This is a genomic window from Oleiphilus sp. HI0086 (genome assembly GCF_001635225.1).
Window position 1 is genome coordinate 1 of record NZ_LWFZ01000838.1, and the last position, 2,658, is coordinate 2,658.

Annotated in this window: 5 protein-coding genes; 3 read left to right on the forward strand and 2 right to left on the reverse strand. The window is 46.2% G+C overall.

Going from position 1 to position 2,658, the window contains the following annotated elements; all coding sequences use genetic code 11:
* Positions 1-7 precede the first annotated feature (7 nt).
* The 3 genes from A3756_RS27765 to A3756_RS15120 are packed head-to-tail and all read left to right on the forward strand — an operon-like array spanning position 8 to position 1,625.
* Positions 8-421: a DUF6691 family protein gene (locus A3756_RS27765; protein WP_068553797.1), complete on the forward strand. Its 414-nt coding sequence runs from the start codon at positions 8-10 to the stop codon at positions 419-421.
* 15 nt (positions 422-436) lie between these two features.
* A complete protein-coding gene (locus A3756_RS15115; RefSeq protein ID WP_068516744.1) occupies positions 437-1,063 on the forward strand; it encodes a DUF2238 domain-containing protein in 627 nt (208 codons plus the stop codon).
* Complete coding sequence (locus A3756_RS15120) at positions 1,056-1,625, forward strand: nucleoside deaminase (RefSeq protein ID WP_068509914.1); 570 nt, start codon at positions 1,056-1,058, stop codon at positions 1,623-1,625. Before A3756_RS15115 ends, A3756_RS15120 begins: the two co-directional genes overlap by 8 nt.
* 17 nt (positions 1,626-1,642) lie before the next feature.
* On the opposite strand, the gene A3756_RS15125 is transcribed toward A3756_RS15120, so the two are convergent.
* Together A3756_RS15125 and A3756_RS15130 are read right to left on the reverse strand one after the other, a co-directional pair.
* Positions 1,643-1,966 carry a DUF2288 domain-containing protein gene (locus A3756_RS15125; RefSeq protein WP_068516741.1) on the reverse strand — a complete coding sequence of 108 codons (324 nt, stop codon included), beginning with the start codon at positions 1,964-1,966 and terminating at the stop codon, positions 1,643-1,645.
* A gap of 167 nt (positions 1,967-2,133) precedes the next feature.
* The coding region (locus A3756_RS15130; protein ID WP_156490501.1) for a WSD1 family O-acyltransferase at positions 2,134-2,658 on the reverse strand (525 nt) is incomplete at its 5' end.

The following is a 2,658-nucleotide window of genomic DNA, read 5'->3' on the forward strand; positions in this document are numbered from 1 at the left end:
ATGTCATATGAATGCTCTAATATATCTTTTCTTTGGTCTGTTATTCGGCCTGGGGCTCGCTTTTTCAGGTATGACTAACCCAGAAAAAGTCCTTGGCTTTCTCGACCTATTCGGCAACTGGGATCCGACGTTAATGTTTGTTATTGCTAGCGGCGTGGGAACGACCATGCTCGCCTACCATTTTATTTTCAAGCGTCGGCCGATAATAAATAGCGAGTTTTGTCTTCCAAACAAACAAAAACTGGATAAGCGGCTGATCATTGGTTCTGTTTTGTTCGGCGTCGGCTGGGGGCTTTATGGCTACTGCCCTGGCCCGGCTATTGCCGCCTTAAGCTACTTGCACAGCGATACTTTTTTGTTTGTCGCAGCGATGCTTGGTGGTACGATCATCCATACTGTACAAGGAAAAAAGCAACCTTAAGGGACGTGGACAGCTATGCCGGCAAATGCAACTCAAGTTCTTTGGCTTACACTCTATTTTGCCGTGCTCGGCTGGTCAGGCTACGAACCTATAGACTTGTATACCTGGGTGCTAGAAGTCGCTCCGGCGATCATCGGCCTGGTATTAATCGTTACGACAAGGCGAAGCTTTCCACTGACGCCCCTGCTGTACTTCCTAATCCTGATTCACTGTATCATTTTAATGATTGGTGGACATTACACCTACGCAGAAGTCCCCTTGTTCGACATGATAAAAGAAGCCTGGGACTTGGACCGCAACAATTACGATAAAGTTGGCCATTTCGCACAAGGCTTTGTCCCAGCCATTCTTGCCAGAGAAATCCTTATTCGAAAGCAGGTCGTTAACGGCGTCAGCTGGCTCAATTTCTATATTATTAGCATATGCTTGGCCTTCAGCGCATTTTATGAACTTATCGAATGGTGGGTCGCACTCTTATCAGACCAGGCAGCAGAAGCATTTTTAGGTACTCAAGGCGATAATTGGGATACTCAATCTGATATGGCAATTGCACTGGTAGGCGCGATTCTGGCTATTATCACACTCTCGAAAACACATAACCGCCAGTTACTCAGTCTTAAAAGCCGTGTAAAAGATGATTGACCCCTACGCAAACTCTTTAGAAATCCAGCTTCCTAACTGGTTAAGTGAATATCGTGCTAGCTACCAGATAAGTGAAAGCCTGAGCGAGCGAATGAAGTTCGTCATCGCGGCATCACAAAGAAACATTAATAAAGATACTGGCGGCCCCTTTGCCGCAGGCGTTTTTGAGACCGAGTCTGGCAAACTGATATCTTTAGGTGTCAACCTGGTCACAAGCCAAGGTCTATCAATATTACACGCAGAAATCCTTGCTATCAGCTTGGCTCAACAACAACTGGGTAGTTACGAACTAGCAAAATCCGAGCACCGGTTAGAACTGCTTACCAGTACCGAACCCTGCGCTATGTGCCTGGGAGCAATCCCCTGGTCAGGTATTCATCGCGTCGTCTGTGCGGCAACAGGCAAAGATGCCGAAGCGATAGGCTTTGACGAAGGAGATAAACCCAATGCTTGGAAAGCGGGTCTTGAAAAAAGAAAGATAGAAGTAATAACTGAAGTCTGCCGAGACGAAGCCAAAGCCGTACTAAACAGCTATGCTAATAAAAATGGACATATTTACTAGCATTCTCAGAACTAAGTTTATTTAGAAACCGCCTGGACTAGAATCCAAGGTTTAATCACTAAAGTCCACAGTTCGGCATCGGCCTCATACCAGGCTAAGGCCTGATCATCTGAAACCTGGGCAACCTGCCCCGAGGCTAGCCATTCCTTGAAGATCGGAGCATTATCTGCCGCAAACTGCTCGCCCACCAACAATAGATCAAGACCCGGAGCAACGTATAGCACCATGCCCGAGGCGAAGAAAGTCTGTAGCTCGCGCCAGGGAGCTCTAGCAGTTTCCAAGTTGAGTTTATGCTTAAGTGGAACTTGGTCATTAGCATTGAGTGACGGACTATCGGACATAAGCTACCTAACTTTACTTTCAAAGGAGTTTCGAACAGCAAGCTTTCGTCGCTCGCAGCCTTAAAGCAGGTAATGATACTGAATTTACACTAGAAGTATCCAGTAATAATGAACGATTCATATACTGGATACTTTTTAGATCCTAACAAACACTCAAGGACTGCTAGTTACGAGGCCATCACAGGCTGAACAAGGTCTTCAATATAACTTGATACGATGTCAGTACGGTGCTTCTCGAGCTGTTCAACAAAGTGCTTCACAATACGCTCAGGGTTAGGGAACAGCTTTGCATCGCCAACCAAACCAAACTGAATTTGCCCCGCATAGCTAATGATGCTCAAACCTAAACCGATATCACCCGTCTGGGGAACCCAGAACATCTGCTCTTTAATCTCAGCCCCAGCTAGGTAGCGAGTCTCTCTAGAACCAGGCACATTAGATAAGACAGCGGAGGTTTTGTTACCAAAACTTTCCAATAGGGTTTTCTGAACATTTTTAGGCAGCATGCCTGCCGCATAAAGAATGCCGTAGGACAAAGCTGGTTGAAGAGACTGTTTCAAAGAAATCATGTCATGCTTAATCTTGCAGACTCTCTCCAGCGGATTCTCGATCCCAACAGGCAAAGCCACAAAAACCGTTCCGAAGCAGTTACCCAGGTCGTCAGGGTTACCAGCCATATCCACTTTGCTTTC

Bases quoted from the DNA above. Each gene is read 5' to 3' on its own strand.
- A3756_RS27765 (WP_068553797.1), top strand. From the start codon at position 8: ATGAATGCTCTAATATATCTTTTCTTTGGTCTGTTATTCGGCCTGGGG.
- A3756_RS15115 (WP_068516744.1), top strand. From the start codon at position 437: ATGCCGGCAAATGCAACTCAAGTTCTTTGGCTTACACTCTATTTTGCC.
- A3756_RS15120 (WP_068509914.1), top strand. From the start codon at position 1,056: ATGATTGACCCCTACGCAAACTCTTTAGAAATCCAGCTTCCTAACTGG.
- A3756_RS15125 (WP_068516741.1), bottom strand. From the start codon at position 1,966: ATGTCCGATAGTCCGTCACTCAATGCTAATGACCAAGTTCCACTTAAG.